Origin of the sequence: Desulfuromonas sp. (assembly GCF_002868845.1) — a bacterium.
GTDB lineage: Bacteria > Desulfobacterota > Desulfuromonadia > Desulfuromonadales > BM501 > BM501.
The window spans coordinates 39840-64328 of the sequence record NZ_PKUB01000006.1; the positions used below are offsets into that span (position 1 = coordinate 39840).

Here is a 24489-nt window from a genome sequence, read left to right on the forward strand (position 1 = left end):
GGGAGGACAGCATGCGACAGGAACACCCCCCCGACGGCGGGGCGCCCAGGGACTACCGCGTCAACCTGTTCCGCCCCCGCCCCGGATACATGCGCAAGGAGGCGATCTGCATCTGGACCATGCTCGCGGGATGGGCCCTCGCCACCTTCGGTTTCCAGTTCTGGCTCGCCCTGAGCCAGCGCAACCCGTCCGGAGTCGGGCCCCTTACCGAGGCCAGCTTCCTCGGTTTCCCCTTTTACTACTGGTTCACCGGGCAGTTCCTTGTCCTTTTTTTCATCCTGCTCTGTTTTCTGTTCAATGTCTTCATCGACCGGCTGTCGGAGACGTACCGTCGCCATTAAATAAGGAGGGCGTATGACTGCCGGTGACTTCAAAATGGCTCCAGCCCTGCTGCTGATGGCCTTTCTCGTCTTCTCGGTCATGGTCGGACTGGCCAGTCGAACCAGCAAAGGGGAGTACTACCTGGTCAGGGGACGCTCCTTCGGCCGCCTCGGGATCGGGGCGGCAATCGCCTCCAACTGGATGAGCGCCGCCTCCTTCCTGGGCATCGCTGGGGTCTTCTATCTGCAGGGCTATTTCGCCCTCGCCTACGTGATCGGCTGGACGGGGGGCTACGTCCTGCTGCTCTTCCTGATGGCGGGCCAGATCCGCCGCTTCGGCAAGTACACGGCCCCGGAGTTCGTCGACGCCCGCTACGCCTCGCCGGTGGCCCGTTTCCTGTCGGCCCTGATCACCATACTGATCACCCTGGTCTACTGCGTTGCCCAGTACAAGGGCATCGGCCTGATTTTTTCCTGGATCTTCGGCCTGGACTACACCCCGGCCCTGTTCCTGGGAACCGCCGTGGTCATCTCCTACCTCGTCCTATCGGGAAGCCTCGGGGTCGCCCGCAACCAGCAGTTCCACTACGCGGTCCTCATCCTCTGCTTCATCCTGCCCCTGATGGCCCTGGCCAAGACGCTCGGTTTCCCCTGGCTCATCCCCCAGATGGGCTACGGCGGGGCAATTCGGGAACTGACCGAAGGCGCCGCTGCGGCCCACGCAGCCCCCTGGACCTACGGCACCCCCTTCGAATGGATCGCCCTCTGTTTCACCCTCATGGTGGGAACCGCGGGACTGCCCCATGTCCTCTCCCGCTTCTACACCGTCCCCAACATCAGGGACGCCAGCTGGAGCGTGGTCTGGGGGCTTTTCTTTATCGGCCTTCTCTACTGGAGCGCCCCGGCCTACGGAGCCCTCGCCAAGATCTGGGAGATGCGCAACGGCCTGGCGGGCGATCCCGAATCGGCCCGTGCGGTCGCCGACCTGATCGCGGTCATGGCCGGGGAATGGGCCGGCCTGCCGACCTGGGTGACCGGGATCGTTGCCACCGGAGCGATCGTGGCCGCCTTCTCCACCGTCACCGGGCTGCTCATAACCGGGGCGGGCGCCTTCTCCTACGATATCTACTTCCGCCTCATCAACCCCCGGGCCAGCGAAAGACAGTTGATGAAAGTCGCCAAAACGGCGACCCTGGCGCTGGCGCTTCTGGTGGTGGTCCTGGCCGTCAACCCCCCGGGGCTGATCGCCCAGATCACAGCGGTCGCCTTCGCCCTGGCCGGCAACACCCTGTTCCCGGTCTTTCTCCTCGGCATCTGGTGGGACCGGACAAACAAGCACGGGGCCATCGCCGGCATGGTGACCGGCCTTCTCATTACCACCGCATCGCTCTTCCTGGGAGGGGCCTTCCCCCTGGTCGCGACCCTTTTCCCGCCGACCTCCTCCGCACTTATAGGAGCCCCCCTCGTCATTGTGACCATGATCGCCGTTTCCCTGGCCACCCCCCCGCCTCCAGAGGAGATTCGCCGCTTCCTTGCCGAGGAGGTTAACCGCCTTTAGCCCGATACGAACGTCCGCCCCCAAAGAGCGTTCTTTCACGCGCTTGCAGAGTCCTATGAAACTTGTCCTATCCGCCGGCAGCCTATACACCCTCCCCCTGGAAAAGGTCTTCGAGATCGCCAGGGATACGGGGTTCGATGGCATGGAAGTCATCATCGGCTACGACTTCCAGTACCAGGACAATGGCGCCCTGATTCGGGATCTGCAGACCATCCTCCCGATCTGCTCCCTGCACGCCCCCTTTCTGGAGCTCGACGGCTGGGGCAACAAGATCGACCAGCTTCACCGCACCACCCGGCTCGCCCTCGATACCGGCATCCCCCTTATCAACTTCCACCCCCCTGCCTGGATGGCTCTGGAGTTCAAGTTCTGGCGCTGGTTCAACCGGGTGAGGAACTTCCAGAAAGAAGTCGGTCAAGACCAGATCCTCATCACTATCGAGAACATGCCCTGCTCCGGCGCCTTCAAGCTCAACCCCTACCTCCTCGGAGCCACAGGGGCGATGATCTCCTTCATGCAGGAACGCAACCTCTACATGACCTTCGACACGGCCCACATGGGCTCGTCCAAGGCCAATTTCCTGCAAGACTTTCACCGGTTCTACGATTCGGGGAGGATGCGCAACATCCACTTCTCCGACTACGGCTACGGCCGAGAGCACCTGCTGCCCGGCCACGGGGTCCTGCACCTGACCCGTTTTCTCAACCATCTGGGCGAGACGGGGTACAACGAGGCCCTGACCCTGGAGCTGTCCCCCCACGAATTCCCCAAGGAAGAGGAGCTCATTCGGGAGAGCATGTCGGAAATCTTCGACTACCTCTGCCAGGAGACCCGGTTCTGAGGCATGACAGGAATGCGGCAAGATCCGCCGGAGCGGGGCAGGAATGGGACGGCGGGGAAAAGAGCCGTGGGGAAAGGATGTAGACCTAACGAACGATGTAGACCGAGTGCCTGGCGTGAAGGGCAACCTTGGTGGAAACACTTCCCATGAACGCCCGCTTGACCCGCCCTGCCCCGGAAGACCCGATGACGATGACGTCGATCTCCTCCTTCTCGGCAAAGGCCATGATCTCCTCGGAGGCGTCGCCGTAGACCACCTCGCTCGCAAGGGGGATTTCGGCCTGGGAGGCGGCTTTCTCGACCACGTAAAAGATGCGCTTGCGTTTCTCCTCCCAGCCGGGACGCTCGGTATCCGGAAGGGAGGGGAAAAAATCTGTGAAAGACGGCGCCCGCATGCTGGGCAGAACCAGAAGGGCGTACACCTTGCTCTTAAAGCGGGCCCCGGAGCCGGCGGCCAGGCGCACCGCCTCTTCGGCCGCCTTGTCCGATTGCGGGGACCCGTCGATTGCCACCAGGATTTTCTTGCTGAGATTGAGCACAGGCCGCCTCCATAAAGGGCAAATACCCGTAAAGACTAACGAAAACCGATGCCGATGTCAACCGCAAGATTATCTCGGAGCATCGACCCCCGCGAACAGAAAAAACCCTTGTTAATGTTGACTTTTTTAAAACAACATTTTATATTGCTCTCAAGAGATTCATCAAACCCTGCACCCGGGTCGTAAAAACGGTCTGTCTCCCCCCATGCATGGACATATCTCGCATAAATTCCCATTATGCTTGACATGGGGTACGGAATTAATAAAAATGGTGTCGGTTCATGTCCTGAAATCCGCCTAAAGAGGGAACAAGCACCATGGCAAAAAAAGAGAAATCCGAATACATCATTCAAGCAGTATCCCACGCCCTCGACCTGCTTGAGCAGTTCCACGACGATGTTGACGAACTGGGCGTCACCGAACTCAGCAAACGACTCAAGCTCCACAAGAACAACGTCTTCCGACTCCTGGCGACACTGGAGTCGCGCGGCTATATTGAACAGAATCGAGCCACCGAAAACTACCGACTCGGCCTCAAGGCCCTCGAATTGGGGCAGACCTTTATCAAGCAGATGGGGCTTTTGCGGCAAGCCAAACCGATCCTCGAGCGCCTGGTCGGCGAGTGCAACGAGACCTCCTACGTGGCCATCTTCAAAGAAGGTTTCATCGTCTACCTCGACGTGGTGGAGACCGACCTGACGGTGCGGGTGGTGTCCCGGGTCGGGTCCCGACTGCCGGCTTACAGCACGGCCGCCGGCAAGGTCCACCTGGCCCACATGTCCGACGAGGAGATCGACGCCCTCTACCCGAATGGGGAGTTTAAAACCTACACCCCCCACACCATCACCGACAGGGCGACTCTCAAGGAGCACCTCAAGACGGTCGCCGAGCAGGGATACGCCCTCGACGACGAGGAGATGGATCCGGGTGTCCGCTGCGTCGCCGCTCCGATCCGCGATTACACCCGCCGCATCGTGGGTGCGGTAAGCGTCTCGGGCCCTTCCATGCGATTCCCCGATGAGCGCATCGAGAAGGATTTGATCCCCTTGGTGATGAAAGCCGGCGAGGACCTCTCCACCCGGCTCGGCTTCCACAAGTAGCGACGCCTCAACCCGAAACCCGCCACACCGGAATCCCCCTCTTTGCAGGGGGATTTTTTTTATTCCTCCGCCAAGCCCTAAAACCCGCACCAGGCGCGCCGCCCGGCCATGTCCCAGCCCCCGATTGACAGCTGAGAGCCTCCTGATAGACTGTAAGTAGTTATATTTAATGCGATTTAAAGATAAGAGCCGCCTGAAGGCGAACGGTTGACCGGGGGAAACAGTGGATGAAACTCGAAACCTCCGAGTACGAACAGGCACCAAAGACGGACGGGGGTCCGAGCCTTCCTCAGCCAGACGCGCCGACAAGCCGCCGGAAGAGGGCTTTGACCTCTTCTGCGGCGGCCTGCCGGTCTCCCGAATTGTAGATGACAAAGTCGGCCCTGGACGCCTTTTCGGCTTGGGGCATCTGTGCGGCAACCCTGCCCCGGGCTTCGGCCTCGCCGATGCCGTCCCGGGCCATGAGGCGCTCGAGCTGGGTCGGCTCATCCACGGTCACCACCAGGACCTCATCGACCCGTTTCTCCGCCCCTGCCTCGAAAAGGAGTGGGGCCTCGTAAACGATCAGGCGCTCTCCTTCGAGGACGAGGGAGCGCAGGCGCTCTTCGGCACGAGCGGCAATGGCCGGGTGGGTGATGGCGTTGAGCCTCTCCCGCATGGCCGGGTCGGAAAAGACGATCTCCCCCAGTGCCTTGCGATCGAGGGTCCCGTCACTGCGGAGGATGCCGGGCCCGAAGGCCTGCACGATGCGCTCCAGGGTTGGCGTACCCGGACGCACGACCTCGCGGGACAACTCGTCGGCGCTCACCACCGCAGCCCCGAGAGAGCGAAAAACGTCGGTCACGGTGCTTTTGCCGGAGGCAATGCCGCCGGTAATTCCGAGAATCATTGGTTCACCTTTCGCTCCGAAAACCGGTTCAGGCTTCCACACCGCTGAACGGACTGTCAAGCTCTTTCCTGGAGACCCTGTGCAGAGAGGATGGCCAGATGAATGAAACCCTTCCAAAGATGGTCAGCCGCCAAGCCCGCCGCCTATCCAGCCAAACCGCCCTGCGCTACAAAGAGAAGGGAGCGTACCGGGACATTTCATGGAAGGCCATGGAGCAGGCCTGGCGCGGCTACGCCCTGGGGCTTTTGAGCCTCGGCCTGCGCCCCGGAGAACGGGTGGCAATCATGGGGCCCAACGGGCCGGCATGGGTCTTCGCAGACCTGGCCGCAATGCACTGCGGGGCCGTATCCGTCCCCATATATCACACCGAGGGGCTGGAGGCCATCCTCCATGTGGTCAACGACTCCCAAAGCCGCTTCCTTTTTCTCTTTTCGCCCCTGCTTGCCGAGGAGTTGCTTTCGCACCTGGCGGAGGTCCCGCAACTGGAGAGGGTTATCCTCCTGGAGGGTTCCCTTGAGCACCCCTCCTTCGTTTCCCTGCAGGAGTTCCTGGCCGGGGGCGACCAGCAGCAGCAGGCCAGCCTGGACACCCTGACGGAGAAGGGCTCCGCCGAGGACCCGGCCACCATTATCTACACCTCCGGCACGACGGGCCCGCCCAAGGGGGTGACCCTGAGCCATCGAAACATCCTGGCCAATATCGAAGCGGCGGTGAAGTCATTTGAAATCTCCGAAAAAGACACCTGCCTCTCCTTCCTGCCGCTTTCCCACGTCTTCGAGCGGGTCGACGGCTACTACCTGATGCTCCACCAGGGCGCGGTAATCGCCTACGCCGAAAATATCGACACGGTCCCCCTGAACCTTCAGGAGATCGCTCCGACGATCGTCATCAGCGTTCCCCGGCTCTTCGAGAAGATGTTCGCCCGGATCATGGAGAGGGTCCTGGCCGGTCCATGGCATAAAAAGCAGATATTCTTCACGGCGCTGAAGGCCGGGAGGGCCGCAGTCGCGAGGCGTCAGGGCGGCCGCAACCCCGGGGTTTTGCTGGAGATGGCCGTCGCCGCGGCAAATGCTCTTGTCTTTACCAAACTCAAGGGGCACCTTGGGGGCCAGGTGCGCTTTTTCATATCGGGCGGCGCTCCCCTGCCCCGCAATGTGGCCGAATTCTTCCTCGCCGCGAACCTGCCGATCTATGAGGGGTACGGGCTGACCGAAACCGCGGCCGGAATCACCGTCAACAGCCCCCAAGCCCACCGCATCGGAACCGTGGGGCGCCCCTTCGAGGGCACTGATGTCCGCATCGCCGATGACGGGGAAATCGTCGTCCGGGGACCGGGCATCTTCCAGGGCTACTGGAACGCACCGGAGCGGACCGCGGAGACCTTCGCCGACGGCTGGTTTAAAACCGGCGACATCGGCGAATTCGACCCGGAAGGTTTCCTGCTCATCACCGACCGCAAGAAGGACATCATCGTAACCGCCGGCGGCAAAAACATAGCCCCCCAGGTGATCGAGAGCCTCTTCAAGCACGACAAGTTCCTGTCCAACGCCATGGTCTACGGAGACCGAAAGCCCTACCTCACCGCTCTTCTCGTCCCCAACTTCGACAACCTGTAGAAATACGCCCGCTTCAAGAAACTCGATTTCCTCAATCATTGCGACCTGGTCAACCACCCCCGGGTCCTCGACCTGATCCGCCGCCGCATCGACCGCCTGCAGGAAGGACTGCCCTCCTTCAAGAGGATCAAGCGCTTCACCCTGCTCTCCCGGGACTTTTCCATGAAGGAGGTCACACCCACCCTCAAGGTCAAGCGCAAGCTGGTCACCGAGAACTTTCGCCAAGTCCTGGATGGGATGTACCTGGCCAAGGATCACGGCATCCACGACAACGGATTCTGCATGGTCGAAGAAGAGGCCTCCGAAGAGCAAGACTGACCAGCGCCGCCCTCCAGCGGAAACCCATTTACAATCGCCCCCGAAGAGGCTATGTTATTTTTTTGAAATCGATTCGCCGAGCCGCGACTGCAGGAGGGGAGGAGCCATTGGGGGGACAGGTCTTTCTGAACAACCTTGAACAGGCCCTGACAGGCCTGGTCAAACTCATCAAGGCTGTCCAGTACTACCCTCCCCGCCACCCTTCCCTGACCGCGGCCGTCGAAGAGGCTAGAAACCGCTTCGCTCCGCTTCTGGAGGGGGACACCCCCCTCAACTGCACGGTCCACCGGGACGGCTTCACCGTAGCGGAGCGAAAAATCGCTCCGAACAGCCCGATCCTGAAGAGCCTTGCCCCTTTTCTCTTCGCCCGCCGCATTCATCAACTCATGGTGATGCCCGATCTCTGCGCGAGCGACCTCGAGGCCCTGGCCCGTTGCCTCACCCTGGAGCCAGGAGAACTGCAGAAGGAGGGAGGCGTTCCCGAAGCGCTGCGCCGGGCGCGGGTCACCACGGTCTGGATCAACGAAGTCGACCTCGCCCGGGTCCTGGCCATGCGGGAAGAAATCGAGGAATTGGGCTCCGACGGACACGAAGCTGAGGCCCAGGCACTTCACACGCCAGAAGACGTCCTGGAGGTCACCCGGGAGAACCGGGATCTGGAGCGGGTCATCCAGGAGTTGGCACGGGAAACCGACCCGGCCCGCTACCAGGACCTCCTCCGGGAACTGGCCCCCCTGATGCACCAGAACCTGACCGAAACCGGCCGCCCCCTGGTGCTCCAGGCCCTGACACTCGTCGGCCGCCACGCGATTGACAGCAAGGACTCCGGGGAGCGAAAAACCAGCGCACGGCAGGCCCTGACCGAACTGACCGGTGAGGACATCCTCGATTTCCTCATCGAATCGGCGGGCACCGTGCGACTGGCCGAGGACATACGCCAGCGGGTCATCCGGACCCTGGCCTTCCTGGGAAAGCGCGCCGGGCAGAGGGTCATGACAAGGCTGGCCGGGGAAGAAAACCCGGAGACGCGCCGCCGCCTCGCCCAGATACTGATCCGCCAGGGCCCGGCGGCAATCCCGGTCCTCGCCACCCACCTCGGTGATAACCGGACGCGGGGGGTGGGCGACGCCGTAGCGATGCTCGGAGACATTCGCGACCCCCAGGCAACGCCCTACCTTCACCCCATGCTGTTTCACCCGGAGGGGCGGATCCGGCGGGAGGCGCTGCGGGCCCTGACCAAGATCGGAGGCCTGGCCGCCGTGGGGGTCCTGATCCAGGCCATGCGGGGAAAGGACCAGGATCTTCGCACCCGGGCCATCCGCGCCCTGGGCGCGTTGCGGAACACGGCCGCCGTCGCTCCTCTCAGGAAGCTGGTCGGCAAACCGGACCCCCTGTCCCGCCACGTCGAGGCGAAAAAGGCGGCCGTCCTGGCTCTCGGAGAAATCGGCTCCGAGGATGCCGTCCCGACCCTCCTGGGGACCCTTCGACGTCGCAAATTCTGGGGCCGGGCCCGCAACGACGAACTGCGTGCGGCGGCCGCCTTCGCCCTCGGAAAACTGGCTGCGCCCCGCGCTGCGAAAGGGCTGAAACGCGCCTCCCGGGACCGCGCCGCGACGGTGGCCGACGCCGCGAAACAATCCCTCAAACTGATCGAAGATACCCAGGACCATGAACCCGGAAGAGATTAAACAGGTCGTACAGGGCCTTGCCGGAGCATTCAAGATGCTCCGCCTCTACCCCCTTGGCCACCCCGCCATCGAGCGCCAGATTCAGGGCCTTCTGGTCGCGTTGCGCTCCCTGTTCCGATCTCAGAAAGTCCTCCACATGGGACTTCTGGAGGGAGCCCTCTTTTTCGAGGAGCATCTCTTCGCCCAGAGCCAGCCTGCAGCCGAGGAACTCGCCCGTACGCTCAAGTCCCTCGCCCTGAAGGGACTGGAATTCCACCCAGGCCTGACCGCAAAGGAACTCCAGATCCTTCTTGACCTGCTCGACCGCAAAGAGGCCAGGGGCGAAGCCCTAGAGGATGCCCTGGCCGAACGGGGAGTGCACAACATCCGCCCCCTCGCCGACGAGGACGAGGACGAGACGGCCGACGATCCGCCACGCAAGGTCTACGGACGGGCACTGCAGGTTATGGAGAAAATTTTCCACGACGTGCGCCTCGGCAAAAACCCCACCTCGGACGACGCGGTGAAGGTGGTCAAGAGCATGGTGCAGCTCACCCTCTCCGAGCCCCATGCCCTCTTTGCCCTCTCCATGCTCAAGGATTACGACAACTACACCTTCACCCATTCAGTCAACGTAGCGGTCATCGCCCTGACCCTTGGCCGCGCCTGCGACCTCACCCCGGAGCGGCTCAGAACCCTCGGACTCGGCTCGCTGCTGCACGACCTGGGCAAACTCCATATCGATCGGGACATCATTACAAAGCCGGGCAAGCTCACCGAAGAGGAGTTCGCCCTCATCCGCCAGCACCCCCGCCTCGGCGCCGACATCGTCGGCGAGATGGAAGGTGTCCCCCCCGAAGCCATGGACATCGTGCTCGGCCACCACCTGCGCTTCGACGGGCAGGGATACCCGGTAGAGGCCCGCGGCCGGACGGTCTCGCCCCTGGTCGAATTGGCGGCGATCGCCGACACCTACGACGCGATCACCACCTTCCGCTCCTACCAGCGTCCCATGACCCCCCGACAGGCGATCCAGAGGTTGCGGGAGGTGTCGGGAACGGTGCTCAACCCCGGCTACGTGAAGCGCTTCATCGCCTCCCTCGGCAGCTACCCGGTCGGGAGCCTGGTCCGGCTCGACAGCAACGAGATCGGAGTCGTCGTTCGGGTCGGGGAGAAAGACCCGGATGCGGTGACCCTCACCGTCCTTTTTGACCCTGGCGGCAAGCAGATCGCCTCCCCTCGACGGATGGACCTGAACGGCACCGACGCGGTGCGCATCGTCGCCGAAGTCGACCCCTTTGTCAGGGGCATCGAGGTGACCGACTACTTCGACTGATCCCTTCGCCGAGGGCAACGTTCCACCCGAACCAGGACTCAACCGAAGAACACGACCGGAATGGATGGAAGGCGGAGTCACGGGGAGCGGACCAGAGAAGGGTCCATCGCGGCACCCGCTGCCTCAACGGCGCGTCTGCGCCGAAACCACTGCCCTTGGTGGGGTTTCCCCAAAAGAAAAGGCCGGGTCAGCGACCCGGCCTTTTCACATCCATGAAATCGCCCTCAGGCGTCCAGCCGTCCGAGGGCCTGCGCCGTTTCACGGCGCACTGCGGAGCGACGGTCCTGAAGCAGGGGCAGGAGATCCGCTTCCGCTTCGGAGAGTCCCATCTTCCCCAGGGAACGAACTGCGCTCACCACCAGTTCCTCGTTTCCTTCCCGAAACAGTGCACTGAGATAAGGGATCAGGCGCCCATCACGAAAATTCCCCAAAGCCTCTACGGCATGAACCTGCACGGCGGGATGGGGATCCTTGAGGCGCTGGACCAGTCCCCCGAGGGACTTGGGGTGGCCCTTCTTGCCCAGCACCTGCACGGCCGCCGCCCGCACATCGGCATCAGGATCCTTGAGGGCGGAAAGAAGGAGAGGGAAAGCCTTGGGAGAGGTCAGGCGCTCCAAGGCAAAGACCGCACGCACCCGCGGGCCTCGGTTCTCCGATTTCAGAGCCTCGGCGACCTGCTCCAGTCCGAGAACGGACTCCAGCTGCTCCAGAGCCTCCGCAGCGGCGCTGCACACCCCCTCGTCCGGATCCTGCAGGGCCAACCTCAGCAAGCGTTTCCGCTCATCCAGCATGACCGCCGTCTCCCCCCTACTCCATGTCAAACGCAGATCGCCCGGGGAACCACTGCCGTTCCCGGCGAATCAAAATTAGCAGAAACAGATCATCGGCGCAACCGGTTTCCAGCCCGGATCAACCCTCCCAGAAGAGGTAATGGGGGTTGTCGGAGAGGAATTCCAGACATTCCTCGAGACGGCCCTGGAAGTCGAGGCATTCCCACTCTTCCAGGTTGCGAAAGAGTTCCATGCGCCAGCGCCCCTCCTTCGGCATCGGGATGAGGCGGGCGAAGTGTGCATCGCCCCGGAACAGGTGCAGTTCCCTCCCGTCTTCACGGACTAGGACCTCGGCGAACCTGGGATCAGCCCCGAGAACCTGCTTCACCTTGTCGAGCGTTTCCGTCATGGCGAGCCTCCCGCTGTGGTGAACCGGATGTCTTTGGTTAACTAAACCAGTTGAAAATGAGGGCGTCAAGAATAGGAGATGATGAATAGGACGGCATCCTGCCGCCTGGCCCTTCGGGGAGGGGCCAATGTCCCCAGCTCTTCATGCCCGGCCCAACCATCATCGATCGGTTCATCATCGAAAAATCAAAAACGGATATTCATTCCGGCGGCCGCCTGGAGACCGGACGGTCTTCCTTCTTGCACCCCCACGCCACCCGGTCGTCACCACAACCACCGGGACAGCTCCAATCGAGGCGCGACTCGCCATCCCTGGCACACCCAACAAAAAAAGCCCCGCAATGCGGGGCTTAGAGAACTACTTTCGGAGTTTTCATATACAAAAAATGAAAGGGCCTGTCTAAAACGGAATATCGTCATCCGGATTATAGGAGGAATCGGCGATATCCTCGTAGGCCGGGGCGCCGCCCTGGTTCCCCTGATTGCCCTGGGCGGGCGTCTGCTGCGCCGGCCGGCTCTGGCGGGGCTCGCCGCGCTGGGCGTAACCGCCCTCATCGCCGACCCGGCCGAGCATCTGCATCTTGTCAGCGACGATCTCGGTGATATACCGCTTGTTGCCGTCGCGATCGTCGTAGGAGCGGGTCTGGATGCGCCCCTCGATGTAGATATGCTTCCCCTTGTGCAGGTACTTGCCGCAGATCTCGGCGAGGTTGCGCCAGACCACGATATTGTGCCACTCGGTTTTTTCCTGCTGCTCCCCGTTGCGGTCCTTGTACCGCTCCGAGGTGGCGAGAGAGAAGTTGGCCACAGCGGCCCCGCTCGGGGTGTAGCGCAGTTCGGGGTCCTTGCCCAGATTTCCCACCAGGATAACTTTATTGACGCTCATGGCCGACGACCTCCCTTGATTGAATTCGCCCGAGTGTAACCAAAATCCCCGGGAGTGTAAAGCCCCTTGCCGAAAAAGGTTTGACTCCCCCGCAGCATCTCCCGTAAACTTGCGGATTCAACACTTTACGGAGACTCGTGGATGCTGCGCACCCTCTTTTTCAAGATCATCTTTTATCCCTGGACCCTCTTCGTCATCCTCACCGGCGTGCCCCTCTCCTTCATCAACCCCGACCTGCTGCACTCCTATTCCCAGTTCTGGGCCCGGGTCTGTCTGGTGCTGGCCGGGGTGCGCCTGGAGGTCACAGGGGAGGAGCTTCTGGAAAGGGAACAGAGCGTCATCTACATGGCGAACCACCAGGGCAACTTCGACATCCTCGCCCTGATGGCCGGACTGCCCGGCCAGTTCCGCTGGCTGGCCAAGGAGGAGCTGTTCCGCGTCCCCCTCTTCGGCTTCGCCATGCGCCGCAGCGGCTACATCCCCATCGACCGCTCCGACCGCAAAAAGGCGATCAGGAGCATGAGCGAGGCGGCGCGGCGCATCGCAGGAGGATCCTCGGTGGTCGTTTTCCCCGAGGGGACCCGCTCCCCGGACGGCAGCCTCCTCCCCTTTAAAAAGGGCGGCTTCATGCTCGCGCTCCAGTCCCGGGTGCCGATGGTGCCGGTGGCCATCCTCGGCAGCGGGGACATCATGCCGAAGGGCAGCCGCTGGATCCACCCGGGAACGATCCGGGTAAAGATCTTCCCGCCGTTGGAGACGGCGGACAAAGGCACTCGGGACCGTGAGGAATTGATGGCGGCGGTGCGCCGCCCCATCGAAAATGCCCTGCTAGACAGTTGACAGACGGGACGTGACACCTTGAGCAGCGAACCCGGAAAATCGCCCCTCCACCCCGACGCCCTGCGCCTGACCCCCCTGGGGGGCCTCGGGGAAATCGGGATTAACATGATGGCCCTCGAGTGCCGGGGCCGGATTCTGGTCATCGACTGCGGGCTGATGTTTCCCGAAGCCTACATGCTCGGGATCGACCTTGTCATCCCCGACATCTCCGCACTTGCCGGCCGGGAGAAGGACATCGTCGGCCTGGTGCTGACACACGGCCACGAGGACCACATCGGCGCCGTCCCCTTCCTGCTCGAGAGATTGGGCAATCCCCCCGTCTACGCCACGGGGCTGACCCTGGGCCTGCTGCGCAACAAGCTCGAAGAGCACGGCCTGGCCCGCAGCGCCCGGCTGGAGCAGGTCGCGCCGCGCCAGAGCGTCGAGCTGGGGCCTTTCACCGTGGAGTTCTTCCGCTCCGCCCACTCCATCGTCGACGGCGTCGGGCTCGGCATCCGCACCCCGGCCGGGCTCGTCGTCCACACCGGCGACATCAAGCTCGACCCCACCCCGGTCGACGGCCAGCCGACCGACCTGGCCAGGCTGGCCGCCTACGGCGAGGAGGGGGTCCTGCTGCTGCTGTCGGACTCGACCAACGTGGAGCGGGAGGGGCACACTCTCTCGGAGCGGGTGGTCGGCGAGGCCCTGGCGGGGATCCTCCCCCGCTGCGCAGGCCGCGTGCTGGTGGCGACCTTTTCCTCCAACATCCACCGCATCCAGCAGGTGGTCGATGCCGCCGTCGCCTGCGGCCGCAAAATCCACGTCACCGGCCGCAGCATGGTCGCCAACATGGCGGTCGCCCGCCAGCTCGGCTACTTGCAGGTCCCCGACGACACCCTGATCGGGCTCGGCCAGATGCGCGACCTGGCCAAAGACCAGGTCCTGATCATCACCACCGGCAGCCAGGGCGAACCGCTGTCGGCCCTGTCCCGCATCGCCATGGACGACCACCGCCAGATCCAACTGGAGAAGGGCGACTCGGTCATCCTCTCCTCCAAGTTCATCCCCGGCAACGAAAAAGCCATCTCCGACCTCATCAACCACCTTTACCGCCGGGGCGCCGAGGTCTTCTACGAAACGACCAGCGAGGTCCACGTCTCGGGCCACGCAAGCCAGGAGGAGCTGAAACAGATCCTCGCGCTGGCCCGCCCGCGCTTTTTCGTCCCCGTGCACGGCGAATACCGTCACCTGGTCAAGCACGCCCAGCTCGCCCGCTCGATGGGGGTGGCGCCGGAGAACGCGGTGGTCATCGAGAACGGCCTGCCGCTGGTCCTCTCCGAAAACGGCCTGCGCCTGGAGGACCGGGTGGAAACCGGCCGGGTCTTTGTCGACGGCAAGGGCGTGGGGGACGTCGGCTTCATGGAACTGCGCGACCGCAGCCATCTGGCCAATCACGGCCTTGTGGTCATCCTGCTGGCCCTCAACCAGACGAGCGGGCAGATCATCTACGGCCCGGAGCTCTTCACCCGCGGCTTCGTCCCCGAGGAAGAGAGCCAGGAGCTTCTCGACCAGGCCCGCCAGGTCATCTGCGGCACCCTCACCGAGCACAGCCTCGCGGCCCTCGCCGACTGGGAGGAGCTGAGGGTGGAGGTCCGCAAGGCCCTGCGCCGCTTCTTCAACCGGACCATCGGCCGGAGGCCCCTGATCCTGCCCATGGTCCTGGAACTTTAACCGCAGGCGATCATCCAAACTCAGGACTTTATCCCTATGGACCTTATCCACGCCCTGTTCCTCGGGACCCTGCAGGGGCTGACAGAGTTCCTCCCGGTCTCCTCCTCCGGCCACCTGGCCATCGCCCAGCATTTCCTTCCGGGGTTCGAGCAGCCCGGGGTGCTCTTCGACGTGCTGCTCCACGTCGGCACCATGGTGGCGGTGGTGATCTATTTCCGCCGGGAGGTCGGCAACCTGCTGAGTTCTCCCTTCCGCTCCGGCGAGGAGGCCCGCGTCCACCGGCGGCTCCTGTTCCTGGTGATCGCCGGTTCGGTGCCGACGGCCCTGCTCGGCCTGACCTTCAAGGACTTCTTCGAGGGGTTGTTCGAGAACATACCGGTGGTCTCGATCATGCTCCTGGTGACCGGGACCCTGCTGTTTCTCTCCGAGCGCTTCCGCAAGGGGAGCCGCCGGGAGGGCGAACTGACCCTGCACGACGCCCTGGTGGTGGGGACGGTCCAGGGCTGCGCCATCATCCCCGGCATCTCCCGGTCCGGGTCGACCATCGCCGCCCTTCTGATCAAGGGGGTGGACGGCGAGACCGCGGCCCGCTTCTCCTTCCTGCTCGCCCTGCCTGCCGTATTCGGCGCAGCCCTCCTGTCCCTGAAGGACCTGGAGGGCATCCCGGCCGGCGAGTTCTCCGTCTACCTGGCGGGCACCGCCGTGGCCATGGTCTCCGGACTCTTCTCCATCCACTTCCTGATGGCGATCATCCGCAAGAAACGTCTCTTCGCCTTCGCCATCTACTGCTGGCTCGCGGGCGGGCTGTTCTTCACGCTGTCGATCTGAGGGTGCCGGGGAGGGGGTTTGGCGCTATTCCCTCTTGCCATTGCGGGGTCTGCCGCGCTATAAGGTAGAGATAATGAGCGAACAAACCAAACCCTTCTTCCAGGAACATCTCAAAAAGGAAATTGCCGGATTCTTCCTCCTGGCGGTCGGTGCCTTCCTTCTGCTCTGCCTGGTCTCCTTCGACAACGGCGACCCCTCATTCAACAACAACCTTCACCCTGAGGTGGTGCGCAACTACGGCGGCACCGTGGGGGCTCACCTGGCCGACCTGCTCTACCAGATCTTCGGCTTTCCGGCCCTTCTGCTCCCCCTGACCTGCCTGTTGTCATCCTGGCGCCTGTTCAAGTTCCGGGACATTCGCCTGCCCCTCTACAAGGCCGGGGCCTTCTCCGTGCTGCTCCTCTCCCTGGACGGTCTCATCGCCCTGCGCTTCCGGGAGGCCACATTATCCGGCCAGACCATCAGCGAGGCGGGCGGCGCGGCGGGACGCCTTCTGGTCGACGCCCTGGCCGACTACATCAACCTCACCGGGGCGGCAATTTTCCTGACCGTCTTCTTCCTCGTCTCCCTGATGTTGGTCGCGCGCTTCTCCATGGTGCTCTTTCTCGAGGGGCTGCTCGGGCGCTTCGCCGCCCTGCTCGGGCGCGCCCGCGAGCGGCGCGCCGCCAGGAAGTCCCGGAGAGCCGAGAAAAGGGGCAGAGAGAAGAAGGAGGCCGGCCCGATCATCGTCCAGGCCGAGACCTTGACCCTGCCCGCCCCTCCCAAGGTCGAGAAAAAGAAGAAGAAAAAAGCGACCGAAGCCGAAATCCAGGAGGCCTTCGACTTCCTGGAACCGGAGGGGACATACCATCCCCCGTCCCTCTCCCTGCTCGACCACGATGGGGAACCGCCCGTGCCGGTGGACCGGGACGCCCTGACCATGAATGCCCGCATCCTCAGCAAGAAACTGGAGGACTTCGGGGTGCGGGGCGAGGTGGTGGAGGTCAAGCCGGGGCCGGTGGTCACCATGTACGAGTTCTCCCCGGCCCCCGGGGTCAAGGTGAACAAGATCGCCGGCCTCTCCGACGACTTGTCCATGGCGCTGAAGGCCCTCTCCATCCGCATCGTCGCCCCCATCCCCGGGCGCGGGGGGGTCGGCATCGAGATCCCCAACCGCGACCGGCAGACCGTCTACCTCAAGGAGATCTTCGAAACCGGCGAATTCCAGAAGTCGGGTGGCCGGCTGCCCATGGCCCTGGGCAAGGACATCTTCGGCCACACCGTCGTCTCCGACCTGGCGAAGATGCCGCACCTTCTGGTGGCCGGGTCGACCGGCAGCGGCAAGTCGGTCTCCATCAACACCATGGTCCTCTCCCTCCTCTACCGCGCCACCCCCCGGGACGTGCGCGTCATCATGGTCGATCCCAAGATGCTCGAACTCTCCATCTACGAGGGCATCCCCCACCTCCTGCTGCCGGTTGTCACCAACCCCAAGAAGGCGGCCCTGGCCATGGCCTGGGCGGTCCGCGAGATGGAGCGGCGCTACAAGCTGATGGCCGACAAGGGGGTGCGCAACATCGACGGCTACAACAAGAAGGTCGCCAAGGAGGAAAAGGAGAAGGAAAAACTCCGGGCCAAGGGGAAGATGGTGGTCGAAGCGGTTCCGGAACCGATGGAGGACGCGGAGGAACTGCCGCCGGTCCAGATCGAAGAGGGCGAGGAACTCGAGCACGGCCACCTGCCCTACATCGTGGTCATCGTCGACGAACTGGCCGACCTGATGATGGTCGCCGGCCGCGAAATCGAGGAGTCGATCGCCCGCCTCGCGCAGATGGCCCGGGCCGCCGGCATCCATCTCATCCTCGCCACTCAGCGCCCCAGCGTCGACGTCATCACCGGCCTGATCAAGGCCAACTTCCCGACCCGCATCTCCTTCAAGGTCTTCTCGCGCACCGACTCGCGCACCATCCTCGACCAGATGGGTGCCGAAGCCCTGCTCGGCATGGGGGACATGCTCTTTCTGCCGCCGGGCACCGGCGCCCTGACGCGGGTCCACGGCGCCTTCGTCTCCGCGCTCGAGGTGCAGAGGGTCGTCGAGTTCCTCAAAAAGCAGGGCGATCCCGAGTACGACAAGTCGATCCTCGATGCGCCTCCCTCCGGCGAGGGCGTCCCCGGCGACGACGAGGACGGCTACGACGAGAAGTGGGACGAAGCCGTGGCCCTGGTCGCCGACAGGCGCCAGGCCTCCATCTCCATGCTGCAGCGCCACCTGCGCCTCGGCTACAACCGCGCCGCGCGAATGATCGAGAAAATGGAACAGGAGGGCATCGTCGGCCCCTCCGACGGAACCAGCCGGCCCCGCGAGGTGTTCGTCAACCCCGCCCCCCCGCCGTAACAAGGCGCATCGGGAAACTCTCGGGCCAGCCATAACCCTTTCGCCACAAAGGACCGATCGATGGACAGACTCCGCTCCCTCCTCCAGCGCGTCGACGGCCGCGGCTACAAGGCCTACAAGGACCTTCAGGGGACCTACCGCTTCCCACTCTTTTCCCTCAGCATCGACCACGTCCAGGGCGACCCCTTCGCCGCCCCTTCGCGGCTTTCTATCCATGTCCCCGCCGCGACGGCCCTCTTCCCTCCTGAGCTATGGAACTCCGACACCCGCAGGATCGCCCTCGAGGACTATCTCGGCCGGGCGACGGCCGCAGCCATCGGACGACACGTGCGCGGCCGGCGGGGCATCGGCAAGAGCGGCGAGTTCGCCATCTCGACCAGCGGGCAACAGGTCCTGAGGCGCAACGCCGTCCTCGTCTCCGCAGCCGGTGTGGAGGCGCGCCTCACCGTCGGCCTGCCCGCCGCCGGCCGCACCATCCGCGGCCGGGACGCCGAAGAGATGCTGCTGCAAGAGCTTCCGGAGGTGGTGCAGGCCGCCCTCCTCTGGCAAAGCCTCGATGCGGCGGAACTGGAACGACAGGTGAAAAGCGCCGAGGACCAGGACTTCCTGCGGAGCTGGCTCGCCGGGCAAAACCTGGTCGCCTTTGTCGCCGACGGCTCGGCGCTGCCGCGCCGTTCGGGCATCGACGACCGGCCCCTGCCCGACGGCGCCGTTCCCTTTCGCGCCCCCGAGAGCCTGGCCCGCACCGCCGTCCTGCCCAACGGGGGAGCGGTCCGCGGCATGGGCGTCCCTCGGGGGGTCACCCTGATCGTCGGCGGCGGATTCCACGGCAAGTCGACCCTGCTCCACGCCCTGGAGCGGGGGGTTTACAACCACCTCCCCGGCGACGGCCGCGAACGGGTCGCCACCGACCCCACGGCGGTGAAGATCCGCGCCGAGGACGGCCGCGCCATCCACCAGGTCAACATCGGCCCCTTTATCAGCAACCTCCCCTTCGGCCGCGACACAGAGCGTTTCAGCACCGAAAACGCCAGCGGCTCCACCTCCCAGGCCGCGAACATCATGGAGGCCCTGGAGTCGGGCGCCAGGGTGCTGCTCATCGACGAGGACACCTCGGCCACCAACTTCATGATCCGGGACGGGCGCATGCAGCGCCTCGTCACCAAGGACAAGGAGCCGATCACCCCCCTGCTGCACCGGGTGCGCGAACTCAGCGATGCCCACGACGTCTCGACGGTCATCGTCATGGGCGGCTCGGGGGACTACCTCGAGGTCGCCGACACGGTGATCATGCTCGACAGCTACGAGGCCCGGGACGTCACCGCAGAGGCCCGCGAGGTCGCCGGCGAGAAGCGAGTCGTTCGCGAGGTCGAGGGGCTCTCCCCCCTCGACGTCTTCGCCCCCCGCACCCCCGCTCCACGCTCCCTCGACCCCTCCCGGGGGCGACGCGATGTCAAGATCGACGCCCGGGGCCGCGACACCATCCTCTTCGGCGAGCACGTCATCGACCTCTCCGGGGTCGAGCAGCTCGTCGACAGCGGCCAGACCCGCGCCATCGGCCTGCTCATCCACCATTACGCCCGCCATTTCGCCCGGCAGGCCCCCGACCTCGTCGCCGGCCTGCGACTGGCCCTGCATGACGTGGAGACGAAGGGCCTCGACGTCCTCCCCCCCTGGAAGAGCGGCGACCTCGCCCTGCCCCGCCTGCACGAAGTCGCGGCCGCGATCAACCGGATTCGGACCCGCAGGTAGGCGGACGAAGACCTGGCCGGTGGCGCGCCCGCCTCCTCCCCGGGGCCATTTCGGCAGCGCCCTCCCTCACCCTCGAAGTCCGCTCCCGGCCTCACGCAACAATTTACCGCCCCTCCCCCATTGCATCCCCTCCCTTCTGAGGTAACTTTTTAATAAGAACCCGTCGCCTCGGGAGGATCCATGAAAATCGTGAAATGGTTCGGGGGTGGGCTGCTGATACTGGCGGTCCTGGTCCTCGGCTTTGCCGCCTTCGGGCTCCCATCCCTGGTCAAGACCCAGGCTTCCGCCTGGGTCAAGGAGAACACCGGCCGCGAACTGGTCATCGAGCGGCTCGCCGTCAACCCCCTGCGCCTGTCCGTCGAGGCGGACGGGGTGCGCCTTTCCGAAGCCCAGAGCGAGGAGGTCTTCGTCTCCCTGGAGCACCTGCGGGTCAACCTCAGCGCCAAGTCCCTCCTTCAACGCGCCCTGATCCTCAGCGAAGTCCTCCTCGACGGCCCCTCCGTACAGGTCGTCCGCCTGCGGGAAAAGGTCTTCAATTTTTCCGACCTCCTCCCCCCGCCCGGCCCGGAGGAGGACCAGACGGCGAAGGAAGCCGGAGAGCCCTTCCGCTTCTCGGTCAACAACCTGCAGGTCACTGGCGGTGCCGTCACCTACCTCGACCGCACCCTTTCTCCGGAAAAGCGCCACACCGTGCGCAGGCTCAGCCTGGCCGTCCCGTTCTTCGGCAATGTCCCCTATCTCGCCGAGCGATACATCACCCCGGCCTTCAGCGCGATGATCAACGATTCCCCCGTCGCCTTCGGGGGGCGCATGAAGCCCTTTGCGCAAAAGGTGGAAGTCGCGGTGAACGTCGACCTGCAGGACCTCAACCTCCCCTTCTACCTGGCCCACCTCCCGGTGGAATTGCCGGTGAAGCTCAAATCGGGGCGACTGGCCACGGATTTTGAAGTGGTCTACCGGGTCACCGAAACCGAGAGGCCGGAGTTGGAAATCGAGGGAACGGCGACCTTCACCGGCCTGTCGGCTCTCGACCGCACCGGCCAGAAACTGGTTTTCCTGCCCTTTATCCAGATTCCCGTCAAACCCTCCCGGGTGCTGGAAAGGGAACTGCACATGGGAGAGGTGGCCGTCTACGACCTGGAGGTCTACGTCGCCCGCGACGACGCCGGCTCTTGGAACTTCGCCCGTCTGACCGTCCCGGAACAGGACGCGGCGGCCGTCGCCGACAAAGGGGAAGCCCCCCCGCCTTTCCTGGCCACCATGAAAGGGCTGCGCCTTCGCGAGGGCCGACTCTTCTTCGCAGACGCCCAGCCTTCGGGCGGATTCGCCACCAAAGCCCGGGAACTGACCCTGGACGTGGGCCCCCTCGCCACCGCCGGCGGGGAGAAGACACCCTTCGCCCTCTCCCTGGAAACCGAGCGGGGAGAGTCGGCCAAGGCCACCGGGGACTTCTCGCTGCAGCCCGTGTCCCTGACCGCCTCGACCGAGATCCGGGGCGTGCCCCTGGCCGCCTACTACCCCTACATGGAGGCCCTCCTTTCCGCACCGGTGGCAGGGACGGCCGAGGTCCGGGCGAACCTGGCCTTTGACGGCGAAAGCGGGCTAAGGGTGTCGGCCGGGCAACTGGAGGCACGGAACGTCTCGGTCCCCTTCGGCCCGGATGAGGGTTTCGCCCTGGCGCGCCTCGCCGTCGACGGCGCCGCCATCGCCGCCGCGGACAACCGTGTAGCGGTGGAGACCGTCTCCCTGGAAGGAGGGGACCTGCGCTTCTCCCGCAGCCCCGAAGGAGAACTCTAGCCCCTGAGCCTGCTGCGGGAAGAGCGCAAAGGGGAAAAACCGGCGGTTCAAGAGACCGGGGGCGGCCAGCCCTGGGACTACCGGGTCGGCCGGATCGCAGGAGGCGGCTGGCAGATCGCCTTTCGCGACGAGCTCCCCGGGGGGAAACCGGCCTTCAACCTCTCCGGCCTCGAGTTCGCCCTGGAAAACCTTGCCGGGCCACGGCCGGCCGAAAGCCCCTTCCGCTTGGCAGCGACCTACGGCCGCCGCGGGGGCGTCGAACTTTCCGGCCAGGCCGTCCTTGCCGAACCGAAGGTCAAGGGAACGATCCGGCTGAAGGGCCTCCCCCTGCCGGACTTTGCCCCCTATCTGCCGGAGAAGGTGCGGGCCGAGCTGGCCGGAGGCCTGCTCTACGCGACCCTGGAGCTCGACGTCCTGGCCGGCGGGAAGGAACTGCAGGCGACCTTCGGGGGGGATCTTATGGTCCGCGACTTCCTCCTCCTCGACGGCCGCAGGAGGGCCGACCTGCTGCGTTTCGGCACCCTGCAGATCGACGGCGTCCGGGGCACAGCGGCCCCCTTCTCCCTGGAGGTCGCCACCGTAGCCCTCAGCGACTACGCCGCCAAGGTCGCCATCGACGAGGAGGGGCGCGTCAACCTGCAGGACATCGTCGCCGCCGGGGAAGAGCCTGCGCAGGAGACGCCGCCAGGCGAAGAGGCGGCGGCCGGGCCGCCGCCCGAGATCAGCATCGGGGCGATCACCCTGCAGGGAGGCACCGTCGACTTCTCCGACCGCCAGGTTCGCCCCTCCTTCGCCACCACCATGGTCAACCTCGGCGGGAGGGTCAGCGGCCTCAGTTCTGCCCCGGGCACCCTGGCCGAGGTCGACCTGCGTGGCAACTTGGAGAACCAGGCCCCCCTGAGCATCACCGGCCGGATCCACCCCCTCGGAGAGCCGTTCTTCCTCGACCTGAAAGTGAGCTTTCACGGCATCGAACTCACCCCGACGACCCCCTACTCGGGGACCTTCCTCGGCTACACCATCGACAAGGGCAAACTGGACCTGGACCTCGCCTACCGGGTCGAGGAGAAAAACCTCGAGGCGCGCAACAAGGTTTTCCTCGACCAGTTCACCCTCGGAGGGCGGGTGAAGAGCGAGAAGGCAACGGGCCTGCCGGTGAAACTGGCCGTGGCCCTGCTCAAGGACCGCAGGGGAGAGATCCGCCTCGACCTGCCGGTGACCGGGCGCACCGACGACCCCAAATTCAGCATCTTCTCAGTGGTGCTGAAAATCCTCAAAAACCTGCTCGTCAAGGCCGCTACGTCTCCACTCGCCCTGCTGCAGGTCGCTTTCGGCGGCGGGGACTCGGACTTCAGTTCGGTCGTCTTTCCCCCCGGGAGTTCCAACCTCACGCCGCCCGAGGAGGAAAAGCTGCGCCGGTTGGCCACCGCCTTTCAGGACCGTCCAGCCCTGCGCCTGGAGGTCAAGGGTTTCTTCGACCCCGAACGCGACCCCGAAGGATACCGGCGCAACCTCCTGGAGCAGAAAATGCGGCAGGAAAAATTCCTGCACCTGGTGAAGGAGAAGCAGAACCTGCCCGGGCAGACCGCCGCCGACCTCGAGATCGCGCCGGAGGAGCGCTCCGGCTACCTGGAGGCGGTCTACAAGAAGGCCGACTTTCCCAAGCCGCGCGGCTTTTTCGGCATCGCCAAAAAACTCCCCGACGCCGAGATGGAGAAGCTGATCCTCGCCAGCACTCCCGTCGGCCCGGACGAAATGGCCCAGGTTGCCCGCTCCCGGGCGGTGCGGGTGATGAACTTTCTCGTCGCCGAGGGGGGGCTGCCGAAAGAGAGACTGTTCCTGACCCGCCCCCCTGACGCCGCCGCGCCGCCGAAGACGAAGGGTGCCGACCGCAGCCGGGTGGAGCTCGGGGTGTCGGCGAAGTAGGCGGCAAGCCGACCGCCAAGTCGGTTTCCGTGATCATGAAGCGAGCACGAGGAGGCAGTCATGTTCGAGGCCGTGTCCAGTCCCTACCTGGTTCCCTTCGACGGCGCCTTTCGGATCAAAAAGGCTCCCACCGCGCCGCCGCCCAAGGCTCCGGGCAAAAAAGCCTGCAAGGAAGGCCTGCAGGACCTCGTTGATCAACTGGACGAACTGCAGCGCCTCCTCTACGCCCACGACAACCACGCCCTGCTCCTCGTCTTCCAGGCCATGGACGCCGCCGGCAAGGACAGCACCATCCGCGCGGTGATGAGCGGGGTCAACCCGGCCGGGTGCCAGGTCTTCTCCTTCAAGCAGCCCTCGACGGAGGAACTGGACCACGACTTTCTCTGGCGAACGGTTCGCTGCCTGCCCGAAAGGGGCCGCATCGGCATCTTCAACCGCAGTTATTACGAAGAGGTGCTGGTCGTCCGCGTCCACCCCGAGTACCTCGGGGCCCAGAAGCTGCCCGACCGGAACCCCACCGAGACCTTCTGGCAGGAGCGCTGCGCCTCGATCGGCGACCACGAACGACACCTGGCCCTCAACGGCACGGTGGTGGTCAAGTTCTGGCTCAACGTCTCGGAAGAAGAGCAGCGACGACGCTTCCTCTCCCGCCTCGATGAACCCCACAAGCACTGGAAGTTCGCCCCCGCCGACGTGGAGGAGCGCCGTCACTGGAAGGCCTACATGGATGCGTATGAGGCTGTCCTCAACGCCACATCCCGTCCCTGGGCCCCCTGGTACGCCATTCCCGCCGACGACAAGCCCTTTATGCGCCTGTGCGTCGCCGAGATCGTGGTGCAAACCCTCAAGAGTCTGGGCCTCGCCTACCCGAAGATCGGCAAGAGGCAAAGGGACCGCTTCGAGACGATGCGCCTGGAGCTGGAGAAGGAGGGGTAGGAAGGAGCGTCTTCATAGCGCCGTGCCTGTCCGAGCGGGGCCGCTGGCTTTATCGAAGCCCCCTCCCGTCCTTCGCCCC

21 protein-coding genes are annotated in these 24489 nt (G+C 64.5%); 16 read left to right on the plus strand and 5 right to left on the minus strand.

What is annotated here, in order from left to right; genetic code table 11:
• The first annotated feature begins 11 nt into the window (after positions 1–11).
• From C0617_RS01440 to C0617_RS01450, 3 genes are read left to right on the plus strand one after another with little or no spacing between them, the layout of a single operon-like run.
• Complete coding sequence (locus tag C0617_RS01440) at positions 12–341, plus strand: sodium/substrate symporter small subunit (protein ID WP_291315238.1); 330 nt, start codon at positions 12–14, stop codon at positions 339–341.
• Between the two features lie 13 nt (positions 342–354).
• On the plus strand, positions 355–1878 hold the full coding sequence (locus C0617_RS01445) for a cation acetate symporter (RefSeq protein ID WP_291315239.1): 1524 nt from the start codon (positions 355–357) through the stop codon (positions 1876–1878).
• A gap of 55 nt (positions 1879–1933) precedes the next feature.
• Positions 1934–2719, plus strand: a complete 786-nt coding sequence (locus C0617_RS01450) for a sugar phosphate isomerase/epimerase (protein ID WP_291315240.1) — start codon at positions 1934–1936, stop codon at positions 2717–2719.
• An 85-nt stretch (positions 2720–2804) separates the two neighbouring features.
• On the opposite strand, the gene C0617_RS01455 is transcribed toward C0617_RS01450, so the two are convergent.
• Complete coding sequence (locus tag C0617_RS01455; RefSeq protein ID WP_291315241.1) at positions 2805–3257, minus strand: universal stress protein; 453 nt, start codon at positions 3255–3257, stop codon at positions 2805–2807.
• Between the two features lie 317 nt (positions 3258–3574).
• Here C0617_RS01455 and C0617_RS01460 point away from each other — a divergent pair, with 317 nt between their 5' ends.
• On the plus strand, positions 3575–4357 hold the full coding sequence (locus C0617_RS01460) for an IclR family transcriptional regulator (RefSeq protein ID WP_291315242.1): 783 nt from the start codon (positions 3575–3577) through the stop codon (positions 4355–4357).
• A gap of 289 nt (positions 4358–4646) precedes the next feature.
• Here C0617_RS01460 and coaE read toward each other — a convergent pair whose 3' ends face one another.
• Positions 4647–5246: a dephospho-CoA kinase gene (gene coaE / locus C0617_RS01465; RefSeq protein WP_291315243.1), complete on the minus strand. Its 600-nt coding sequence runs from the start codon at positions 5244–5246 to the stop codon at positions 4647–4649.
• A 98-nt stretch (positions 5247–5344) separates the two neighbouring features.
• Here coaE and C0617_RS01470 point away from each other — a divergent pair, with 98 nt between their 5' ends.
• From C0617_RS01470 to C0617_RS01485, 4 genes are all read left to right on the plus strand, one after another.
• A complete protein-coding gene (locus C0617_RS01470; RefSeq protein WP_291315244.1) occupies positions 5345–6862 on the plus strand; it encodes a long-chain fatty acid--CoA ligase in 1518 nt (505 codons plus the stop codon).
• 162 nt (positions 6863–7024) lie between these two features.
• Positions 7025–7180 (plus strand): hypothetical protein, encoded by a 156-nt coding sequence (locus C0617_RS01475; RefSeq protein WP_291315245.1) that lies wholly within the window; start codon positions 7025–7027, stop codon positions 7178–7180.
• Positions 7181–7287: 107 nt separating this feature from the next.
• A complete protein-coding gene (locus C0617_RS01480; RefSeq protein ID WP_291315246.1) occupies positions 7288–8868 on the plus strand; it encodes a HEAT repeat domain-containing protein in 1581 nt (526 codons plus the stop codon).
• Positions 8849–10183 (plus strand): HD-GYP domain-containing protein, encoded by a 1335-nt coding sequence (locus C0617_RS01485; RefSeq protein WP_291315247.1) that lies wholly within the window; start codon positions 8849–8851, stop codon positions 10181–10183. Before C0617_RS01480 ends, C0617_RS01485 begins: the two co-directional genes overlap by 20 nt.
• Before the next feature lie 224 nt (positions 10184–10407).
• Here C0617_RS01485 and C0617_RS01490 read toward each other — a convergent pair whose 3' ends face one another.
• The 3 genes from C0617_RS01490 to C0617_RS01500 form a co-directional block, all read right to left on the minus strand.
• Complete coding sequence (locus C0617_RS01490; protein WP_291315248.1) at positions 10408–10974, minus strand: HEAT repeat domain-containing protein; 567 nt, start codon at positions 10972–10974, stop codon at positions 10408–10410.
• A 118-nt stretch (positions 10975–11092) separates the two neighbouring features.
• Positions 11093–11362 (minus strand): hypothetical protein, encoded by a 270-nt coding sequence (locus C0617_RS01495; protein WP_291315249.1) that lies wholly within the window; start codon positions 11360–11362, stop codon positions 11093–11095.
• 399 nt (positions 11363–11761) lie between these two features.
• Positions 11762–12247, minus strand: a complete 486-nt coding sequence (locus C0617_RS01500) for a single-stranded DNA-binding protein (RefSeq protein WP_291315250.1) — start codon at positions 12245–12247, stop codon at positions 11762–11764.
• Positions 12248–12388: 141 nt separating this feature from the next.
• Between C0617_RS01500 and C0617_RS01505 the strand changes: the two genes are divergently transcribed.
• The 8 genes from C0617_RS01505 (at position 12389) to C0617_RS01540 (ending at position 24410) form a co-directional block, all read left to right on the plus strand.
• A complete protein-coding gene (locus tag C0617_RS01505) occupies positions 12389–13087 on the plus strand; it encodes a lysophospholipid acyltransferase family protein (RefSeq protein ID WP_291315251.1) in 699 nt (232 codons plus the stop codon).
• Positions 13088–13105: 18 nt separating this feature from the next.
• Entirely contained in the window at positions 13106–14797 is a 1692-nt protein-coding gene (locus C0617_RS01510; protein WP_291315252.1) for a ribonuclease J, read from the plus strand.
• Positions 14798–14833: 36 nt separating this feature from the next.
• On the plus strand, positions 14834–15625 hold the full coding sequence (locus tag C0617_RS01515; RefSeq protein WP_291315253.1) for an undecaprenyl-diphosphate phosphatase: 792 nt from the start codon (positions 14834–14836) through the stop codon (positions 15623–15625).
• Positions 15626–15698: 73 nt separating this feature from the next.
• Complete coding sequence (locus tag C0617_RS01520) at positions 15699–17999, plus strand: DNA translocase FtsK (protein WP_291315254.1); 2301 nt, start codon at positions 15699–15701, stop codon at positions 17997–17999.
• Positions 18000–18059: 60 nt separating this feature from the next.
• The gene (locus C0617_RS01525) at positions 18060–19751 is read left to right on the plus strand and encodes an ABC-ATPase domain-containing protein (RefSeq protein WP_291315255.1); all 1692 of its coding nucleotides are present in this window, start codon (positions 18060–18062) and stop codon (positions 19749–19751) included.
• A gap of 180 nt (positions 19752–19931) precedes the next feature.
• On the plus strand, positions 19932–21548 hold the full coding sequence (locus C0617_RS01530) for a DUF748 domain-containing protein (RefSeq protein WP_291315256.1): 1617 nt from the start codon (positions 19932–19934) through the stop codon (positions 21546–21548).
• 12 nt (positions 21549–21560) lie between these two features.
• Positions 21561–23474 (plus strand): DUF748 domain-containing protein, encoded by a 1914-nt coding sequence (locus tag C0617_RS01535; protein WP_291315317.1) that lies wholly within the window; start codon positions 21561–21563, stop codon positions 23472–23474.
• A 60-nt stretch (positions 23475–23534) separates the two neighbouring features.
• A complete protein-coding gene (locus C0617_RS01540; RefSeq protein ID WP_291315257.1) occupies positions 23535–24410 on the plus strand; it encodes a polyphosphate kinase 2 family protein in 876 nt (291 codons plus the stop codon).
• The last annotated feature ends 79 nt before the right edge of the window (positions 24411–24489 follow it).

Coding starts and splice junctions, on each gene's coding strand:
- C0617_RS01440 (WP_291315238.1), top strand. CDS start 12: ATGCGACAGGAACACCCCCCCGACGGCGGGGCGCCCAGGGACTACCGC.
- C0617_RS01445 (WP_291315239.1), top strand. CDS start 355: ATGACTGCCGGTGACTTCAAAATGGCTCCAGCCCTGCTGCTGATGGCC.
- C0617_RS01450 (WP_291315240.1), top strand. CDS start 1,934: ATGAAACTTGTCCTATCCGCCGGCAGCCTATACACCCTCCCCCTGGAA.
- C0617_RS01460 (WP_291315242.1), top strand. CDS start 3,575: ATGGCAAAAAAAGAGAAATCCGAATACATCATTCAAGCAGTATCCCAC.
- coaE (WP_291315243.1), bottom strand. CDS start 5,246: ATGATTCTCGGAATTACCGGCGGCATTGCCTCCGGCAAAAGCACCGTG.
- C0617_RS01470 (WP_291315244.1), top strand. CDS start 5,345: ATGAATGAAACCCTTCCAAAGATGGTCAGCCGCCAAGCCCGCCGCCTA.
- C0617_RS01475 (WP_291315245.1), top strand. CDS start 7,025: ATGAAGGAGGTCACACCCACCCTCAAGGTCAAGCGCAAGCTGGTCACC.
- C0617_RS01485 (WP_291315247.1), top strand. CDS start 8,849: ATGAACCCGGAAGAGATTAAACAGGTCGTACAGGGCCTTGCCGGAGCA.
- C0617_RS01490 (WP_291315248.1), bottom strand. CDS start 10,974: ATGCTGGATGAGCGGAAACGCTTGCTGAGGTTGGCCCTGCAGGATCCG.
- C0617_RS01495 (WP_291315249.1), bottom strand. CDS start 11,362: ATGACGGAAACGCTCGACAAGGTGAAGCAGGTTCTCGGGGCTGATCCC.
- C0617_RS01500 (WP_291315250.1), bottom strand. CDS start 12,247: ATGAGCGTCAATAAAGTTATCCTGGTGGGAAATCTGGGCAAGGACCCC.
- C0617_RS01505 (WP_291315251.1), top strand. CDS start 12,389: ATGCTGCGCACCCTCTTTTTCAAGATCATCTTTTATCCCTGGACCCTC.
- C0617_RS01515 (WP_291315253.1), top strand. CDS start 14,834: ATGGACCTTATCCACGCCCTGTTCCTCGGGACCCTGCAGGGGCTGACA.
- C0617_RS01520 (WP_291315254.1), top strand. CDS start 15,699: ATGAGCGAACAAACCAAACCCTTCTTCCAGGAACATCTCAAAAAGGAA.
- C0617_RS01525 (WP_291315255.1), top strand. CDS start 18,060: ATGGACAGACTCCGCTCCCTCCTCCAGCGCGTCGACGGCCGCGGCTAC.
- C0617_RS01530 (WP_291315256.1), top strand. CDS start 19,932: ATGAAAATCGTGAAATGGTTCGGGGGTGGGCTGCTGATACTGGCGGTC.
- C0617_RS01540 (WP_291315257.1), top strand. CDS start 23,535: ATGTTCGAGGCCGTGTCCAGTCCCTACCTGGTTCCCTTCGACGGCGCC.